This is a genomic window from Rhodanobacter lindaniclasticus, from assembly GCF_004799035.1.
Lineage (GTDB): Bacteria > Pseudomonadota > Gammaproteobacteria > Xanthomonadales > Rhodanobacteraceae > Rhodanobacter > Rhodanobacter lindaniclasticus.
Map to the genome: position 1 here is coordinate 1 of NZ_MWIO01000051.1, position 6,437 is coordinate 6,437.

Consider the following 6,437-nt stretch of genomic DNA (forward strand, 5'->3'; position numbering starts at 1 on the left):
CCGCCGTTCCAGCACGTGTCCAGCGCCATCCATCGCGCACACCGAAAACACGCTCTTCGCCAAGTCCACACCCAGGGTTATAGTGCTCATGGAGACTTCCTCTTCTGCTGACGGTTGTGTCGCAACACCATCATGGCCCTCGAGGCCGTAAGGGGAGGAAGTCTCTTTTTACTCATTCAAGCGGACGGCTCCGCCGCCGCTTAACTCCAGCGTTAGATTGCCTTCACATGGACGCTCTGATCCTTATCGATAAGTTGCGGACTCTTCTGAGCACGGCGCCGCCGTTGGAAGGCCGGGGTCCGTACGGCCAAGAGCAGTTTGCCTGGCTAGGCCACGCCTCCGCGTTGATCTCGACGTGGGACCGTACGGAGGCCATCTTCTTCAAGACCGCCGTTGACGGCATGACCGGCAACTTCAATCGGGCCGCGAATCATGGCAACGTCTTCACCACGATTTACAGGGCAATCGCCTCGCTGGAAGAGCAGTTGCCGCGCCCAGCGGGGCAGGCCTTCGGTCCCGGAGCAGCGTACGACTTCTTCAAAGCGCTTCGTGAGCTCGTTCTTTCGACCGAGGCGAGCCTTTTTCTAGTAGACCCCTATTTGGACGCTGAGGCATTCGACGGCTACCTCGGGGCGTTAGCTCCGGGACGACACGTCCGACTACTCTGCGCGAGGTATGCAGAAGAAGTCCGCGTAGCTGCGGGGAAGTATTCCCTCCAGCAACAGTGCAGGATTGAGGCGCGTAGGAGCAGTGCCATTCACGATCGCATCATTTTCGTCGACGGCGCGCAGTGCTGGGTTTTGGGTTCTTCGGTGAAAGATGCCGCGGCAAAGAAGGCCACTTACTTGGCTCCACTGTCCGCAGATATCGCTGCCCAGAAGATCCAAATCTATGAGGGCATTTGGAATGCTGCCACGGCAATCTAACAGGTCGTTCGACGCGGACACGCAGCGGCATTGCGCCGGTCAACTCCGACGTTAGGCAGCGGTATGAAGTTCTCCGAATGCTCCGACGCACAATTCTTCGATCCCGCGACCTTTCTGTGCGCGACTGAAGAAATGCTGCGAAACGTGCTTCCGGAGAACGGAGCGCATGCAGCGGCTGCGCTGCGAACCAGAGCGGGGCGAGAAGTTGAGGAAGACCGGCGCTGCGCCATTCTGTGTTACGGGTTGGCGGTCGCATCAGGAGCAGCCTTCCACTTCTGCAACCTAGAGCGATCCGACTACGATTACGTCCTTGCAGTGCAAAGGGACAACATCAGCGGCCTCATCCCGCTGCAGATGAAGCAGCTGGTGCCAAGCTCCGTAAACTTGCGCACGTCACTCCAATCCGAGATAGACAAGCTAAAGCGCAAATACCCCACGTCATCCGATCTCTGCGTCGCAATCCACATCAACCGTCTCGTCCGCGTCGCTCCCAAGGAGCTCGATCTTGCCGGGCTGAAGATTGGCGAACTCTGGCTGTTCGGAGTCGAAGATCACAGCGAACGGCGCTGGCGAATCATCGGGAACCTGATGAATGAACACTGCGGCTCATTCACCTACACGCTGCCCGCAGCCTGACAATTCCTTACAATAAAAAGGAATGCGGCCAATTAAATAGACTAGATTGGCCACGTCCCTTTTAGTGACGGCCCTTCGTCGAAGCCTCCCGCGACGATCGGTCGGCGGCGCCGACCAGGCAGGCGCGGTCAGCTCCCCCGCGGCTTCGCCCGATGCGTAGCCTGCGCCGTCCACGGGTCGTCGGGCCAGGGATGGCGCGGGTAGCGGCCCTTGAGTTCCTTTTTCACCTCGGGGTAGGTGCGTTCCCAGAAGCCGCGCAGGTCCTGGGTCACCTGGATCGGGCGGCCGGCGGGCGAGAGCAGGTGCAGGGTGACGGGGATGCGGCCGCCGCCGACGCGCGGGGTGTCGGCCAGGCCGAACAGTTCCTGCAGTTTCACCGCCAGCACCGGCGACTCGGCGCCGGCGTATTCCAGGCGGCGTGACTGGCCGCTGGGTACCACGACTTGTTCCGGTGCCTGCGCATCGAGCAGCTGGCGCTGCGAGTGGTCGAACAGCGACGCCAGCGCCTGCGACAACTCCTCCGCGCCCAGGGCGTCCAGCCGATGCTTGCCGTGCAGGTACGGCGCCAGCCACTGCTCCAGCGTGGCCAGCAGGTTTGCGTCGGAGACGTCGGGCAGGTCCCGCTCGGGCAGCCACGCGTGCACGGCCTGCATGCGCGCGCGCAGGCGGCGGGCGTGATCGCTCCACGGCAGCGCGTCCAGTCCGCGCGCGCGGATGGCCGCCAGCATCGCGGGCAAGGCGTCGGCCGGGTGCACCGGCACGCTGTGGCGACTCAGCACGATGGCGCCGAAGCGGTGCTCCTCGAATGCCTCGGCCGCGCCGCGCTGCTCGTTCCAGCGCAGGGTGCGTTCGCGGCTGAAATGCGCGGGGAAATCGCGCTCCAGCGTGCGCGGATCCAGCGGCGCGGCGCTGAACACCAGGCTGTCGCGCGATTCCAGGCGCAGGTCGGTCACCACCAGCCACGGTTCGCCGAGCAGCGCGGTGTGTTCGTGCAGGCGGGCGCCGCGACCGTTGGCCAGCACGTAGCGGCGCGGATCGTCGCCGTCGCAATGGGCGATGCGGTCGGGGAAGGCGTGCGCCAGCAGGTCGCCCACCGCATGGCTGTCGGGCACGCCGGTGGCCGCGGTGCGGACGTCCAGACGTCTGCGCCAGCCCTTGCTGGCCTGTTCGATCGCGGCCAGTACGCCGGTGTCGACCTCGCCGCGCGGCGCGCCGCCGCGGCGGTCGCGCCAGGCGTGCAAGGCGGCCAGGCGCACGCGCAGATCGTCGTTGCGCGCCTGCGTGCCGCGCAGCGGCGAGCGTGCCTCCAGCAGGGCCAGCAGATCGGCGACCACGGCACGCTGCTCGTGCGGCGCGCGCAGCGCGGCGGCGGCCAGCCGCGGGCTGGTGCCCAATTCCAGCATGCGCCGGCCCAGCGCGGTGATGCGCGCATCGCGGTCCAGCGCATCGAGCGCCTGCAGCATTTCGCGCCCCTGGGCCAGCGCGCCGGGCGGTGGCGGATCGAGCCAGGCCAGGCCACCGCCATCCGTCGCGGTGACGCCCCAGGCGGCCAGCTCCAGGGCAAGGCCGGACAGCTCCGCCTGCGCGATCTCCGCACTGCGGCTGCGCTCCAGCCGGCGGCTCTGCGGCCACAGCCGATAGGCCACGCCCGCCGCCACGCGACCGGCGCGGCCGGCGCGCTGGTCGGCCGAGGCCTGCGAGATGACGACCGTCTCCAGCCGGGTGAAGCCGGAGTTGGGATCGAAGCGCGGCTCGCGCGCGAGGCCACTGTCGATCACGGAGCGGATGCCGGGCAAGGTGATGCTCGATTCGGCCACGTTGGTGGCCAGCACGATGCGGCGCGTGCCGGGTTCGGCCGGGGCCAGCGCGTGTTGTTGTTCGGTGAGGGAGAGTTCGCCGTGCAGGGGTACGACGTCGATGTGGGCGCTCTCCCTTCTCCCTGCGGGAGAAGGTGCCCCGGCAGGGGCGGATGAGGGTACGGCCGGAGCGGAATGCCGCGCTTCGCCCGTACCCTCACCCCCAACCCCTCTCCCTCCGGGAGAGGGGAGCAGAGCTTCGAGCACGCGCTGCGCCTGCGCGATCTCGCGCCGGCCGGGCAGGAACACCAGCACGTCGCCGTCGGTGTCGTCGAGCGCCTGGCGCACGGTGCGGGCGAGGTGGTGTTCCGGGGTTTCCTGCGCGCGCACGGGCGGATGCTCGATGCGTACCGGGAAGCTGCGACCGGGGCTGGTGAGGCGCGGCGCGTCGAGCCAGGCGGCGATGCGTTCGCCGTCCAGCGTGGCCGACATCAGCAGCAGGCGCAGGTCCGGCCGCAGCGTGGCCTGCACGTCGAGCGCGAGCGCAATGCCGAGGTCGCCGGCCAGATGCCGCTCGTGGAACTCGTCGAAGATGATACCGCCGACGCCGGCCAGTTCGGGATCGGCCTGGATCAGCCGGGTGAGGATGCCTTCGGTGACCACCTCGACGCGGGTGGCGACACTCACCTTCGACTCGAAGCGGATGCGGTAGCCGACCGTCTGCCCGACCGGCTCGCCCAGCTGCGCCGCCATGAACTGCGCGGCGGCGCGCGCGGCGAGGCGACGCGGTTCCAGCATCACGATCTTCTGCCCGGCCAGCCACGGCGCATCGAGCAGGGCCAGCGGCACCTGGGTGGTCTTGCCGGCGCCGGGCGGCGCCTCCAGCACCAGCCGCGGCTGCGCCGCGAGCGCGGCGCGGATCTCGGGCAGCAGCGGGGTGATCGGAAACGAAGGCGGCACGCTCATCGTGCCGATGATAGCCGGCGGTGCTGGCGCGGCCGCCCCGGCATGGCGCCGGGGCGGCGGTCGATCAGGGCTTGGCTTCGGCCGGGGCCGCCGTGCGCAGCGGCGCCAGCGACTCGAACTTCTCCTGGTATTCGTCGGTGACCTGTTTGGCCTCGTCGCTGTTGCGGATGATGCGCGGGGTGATCAGCACGATCAGTTCGGTGCGGTCGCGGTTGCGGTTGGTGCTGCCGAACAGGCGACCGATGACGGGGATGCGGTTGAGGCCGGGAATGCCGGTGTTGGTCACGCCCTCGTCCTGCTGGATCAGGCCGCCGAGCAGCACGGTCTGCCCGCTCTGCACCGCCACCTGGGTGGACAGCGCGCGCTGCGAGATCGACGGGTTGCCGTTGACCAACGGCTGCGCGGCATCGCGCTGGCTGACCTGCTGGCTGACGTCCATGTAGACCAGGCCGCCGGGATTGATCCGCGGACGCACGCTGAGGATCACGCCGGTGTTGAGGTATTGCACCGAGCTGTAGCTGGTGTCCGTGCCGATGTTGGTGTTGACCGTGGTCTGGTTGATCGGAATGCTGTCACCGACCTGGATCTTGCCGATCTGGTTGTTCATCACCACCATCGAGGGCGCCGACAGCGTCTTGGTGTTGCCGCTGGTTTCCATCGCGCGGACGGCCACCTGCAGGTTGTGGTTGAGGAAGGAGTAGAAGAACGGCTCGCCGCCGTATGCCGGCCCGCCCTGCCCCAGCGCGCCGTACTGGCTGGCGGTGGTGGAGCCGGGGATGAACTTGCCGTTGCTGTCCACCGTGCTGCCGATGAAGCCCTTCAGGTACCACTGCACGCCGAACTGGAACGCACCGGTGAGCTTGACCTCCAGGATGCGCGTCTCGATCTGCACCTGCATCGGCACGTTGTCGAGCTTGTCGATCGCGCGCTTGATCTCCTCCCACTGCGAGGGCCGGGCGCGGATCAGCAACTGGTTGTTGCTGTCCACCGAGCTGATCCGCACGCTGCCGTCGCTGGAGGCGTATTGCTGGCTGGTTTCCGTGCTGCCGCCGGCGTTGCCGAAGCCCGTGGTCGTGTTGCCGGACATCACGCCGGGCTGGCCGTTGCCGCTGCCGTCGCGGCTCTCGCCGCCGCTGTTGAAGCCGCTGCCGACGGCGCCATTCATGCCGCTGCCCATCGCGCCGGTGCCGGTGTTGCCGAAGCTGCCGGCAGTGCTGCCCAGCGGGTTGGCGTTGACGTTGTCGGCGCTGCCCAGCGTGCCGCTGCCCAGCCCCGGCCCGACCTGGCCGCCGCTGTCGCCGCCGCTGCCGGCGCCGTTGGTGTAGATCTGCGCCAGGTAACGGGCCAGGTCGGAGGCCTTGAGGTTGCGCACGTCGTAGACGAACAGCTGCGGCTGGTTGCCGCCGCCGGCGTCGATCTTGCCGATCCACTCGCCCACTTCGCGCAGGTAGTCGGCCTGGGTGCTGATCACCACCAGCGCATTGGTGCGCTCGATCGGAATGAAGCGCAGCATGCCGGCCAGCGGCGTGCTGCCGTGTTCGCCGAACAGGCTGTCGAGCTTGGGCATCAGCTCGGCGACGCGGGCGTACTGCAGGTTGAACACGCCCACCGAGGTGCCGCGCAGCCAGTCCACGTCGAAGGTGCGGATCATGCGTTCGTCGTCGGCCAGCTCCTGCGGCGTGCCGGCCAGCACCAGCAGGTTGCGCGAGGGGTCGACCAGCAGTACCGCGTCCTTGCCCACGAACGGCTTGATCAGCTTCTGCATCTCGGTGGCGGAGATGTAGCGCAGCGGAAACAGCCGCGCCTGCAGGCCGCCGCCGGGCGCGGCCGCGCCGAGGCTGGGCACCAGGTTGCCGGCCACCGCATCCTTCGCCGGCAGCACCACGTAACCGCCCGCGCGCCTGACCAGCGCGTTGTGGGTCCAGCCCAGCAGGGTTTCCAGGATCGGCAGCGCCTGCTCCTGCTCGACCGGCTCGGCGGTGGAGAAGGAGATGTTGCCCTCCACTCCCGGCACGATGGTGTAGTTCTGCTTGAGCAGGTCGCCGAGGATGGCCTTGACCACCGCCTGCACCGGCTGGTTCTCGAAGTTGAAGGTGACCGCATCCTTGCCGGC

The 6,437-nt window shown here is 67.8% G+C and carries 4 protein-coding genes; 2 read left to right on the plus strand and 2 right to left on the minus strand.

Translation table 11 applies throughout. From position 1 onward, the window contains the following. Positions 1-227: 227 nt before the first annotated feature. Both B1991_RS15410 and B1991_RS15415 read left to right on the plus strand, forming a co-directional pair. Complete coding sequence (locus tag B1991_RS15410) at positions 228-926, plus strand: hypothetical protein (RefSeq protein ID WP_136259564.1); 699 nt, start codon at positions 228-230, stop codon at positions 924-926. A 63-nt stretch (positions 927-989) separates the two neighbouring features. Next, entirely contained in the window at positions 990-1,562 is a 573-nt protein-coding gene (locus tag B1991_RS15415; protein ID WP_136259565.1) for a hypothetical protein, read from the plus strand. 128 nt (positions 1,563-1,690) lie between these two features. Here B1991_RS15415 and hrpB read toward each other — a convergent pair whose 3' ends face one another. Together hrpB and gspD are read right to left on the minus strand one after the other, a co-directional pair. After that, entirely contained in the window at positions 1,691-4,324 is a 2,634-nt protein-coding gene (gene hrpB, locus B1991_RS15420; protein WP_136259566.1) for an ATP-dependent helicase HrpB, read from the minus strand. Positions 4,325-4,388: 64 nt separating this feature from the next. Beyond that, positions 4,389-6,437: type II secretion system secretin GspD (gene gspD / locus B1991_RS15425; RefSeq protein ID WP_136259567.1), on the minus strand; the 2,049-nt coding region annotated here is incomplete at its 5' end.